This window comes from Streptomyces cavernae (assembly GCF_004023625.1).
Classification (GTDB): domain Bacteria; phylum Actinomycetota; class Actinomycetes; order Streptomycetales; family Streptomycetaceae; genus Streptomyces; species Streptomyces cavernae.
In genome coordinates this window covers 1-841 of the sequence record NZ_RPDJ01000132.1, presented here as the reverse complement: position 1 = coordinate 841, position 841 = coordinate 1, and the positions used below count along the sequence as shown (strand labels likewise).

Below are 841 nucleotides of genomic sequence, written 5' to 3'. Positions count from 1 at the left end.
GGTTGCGTCCTGAGAAGTGGTGTATGGGCTCCCACCTGATCCGGGTGTTTGTCCCGGCGTCGGAGTGAGTGTCCGGATAGAAGAACGGCCACCGGCTGATCTTCGAGTTGTCGAAAGCTCGAAGGAGATCAGCACGATGACCGCACCAGACAGTGTGCCCTTGCACGTCCTCGCGGAGGAGAACCTCGCCGCGGCGAGTCCCGATCTGCTGCGCGCGATGGTCAAGACGTTCGCCGACGCGCTCATGTCCGCCGAGGCAGACGCCCTCTGCAACGCCGAATACGGCCAGGTCAGCGACGAGAGAGTCAATCACCGCAACGGCTACCGCCCACGCGAGTGGGACACCCGGGCCGGGACCGTCGAACTGGCCATTCCCAAGCTCAGGTCCGGCAGTTACTTCCCGCACTGGCTCCTGGAACGCCGGCGCCGGGCCGAGCAGGCCCTGATCTCGGTGGTGGCCACCGCCTACCTGCTCGGTGTCTCCACCCGCCGGGTCGAGAAGCTGGCCGAGTCCCTCGGCGTCACCCAGCTGTCGAAGTCCCAGGTCTCGGCGATGGCCCGGCACCTGGACGAGCAGGTCGCAGCCTTCCGTAACCGGCCCCTGGACGCCGGTCCGTATGCGTTCGTCTGGGTGGACGCGCTCACGCAGAAGGTCCGCGAGGGCGGACGCATCATCAACGTCCACGCCCTGATCGCGGTCGGCGTCAACGCCGACGGCCACCGCGAGATCCTCGGACTGGACGTCGCCACCGCCGAGGACGGCGCCGGCTGGCTGGCGTTTCTGCGCTCGCTGATCGCCCGCGGCCTGTCCGGTGTCCAGCTGGTCGTCTCCGACGCCCAC

Annotated in this window: 1 protein-coding gene; it reads left to right on the top strand. The window is 67.9% G+C overall.

What is annotated here, in order from left to right:
* Positions 1-136: 136 nt before the first annotated feature.
* Positions 137-841, top strand: a 705-nt coding sequence (locus EF387_RS46485; protein ID WP_128382590.1) for an IS256 family transposase, incomplete at its 3' end; no start/stop codon positions are given.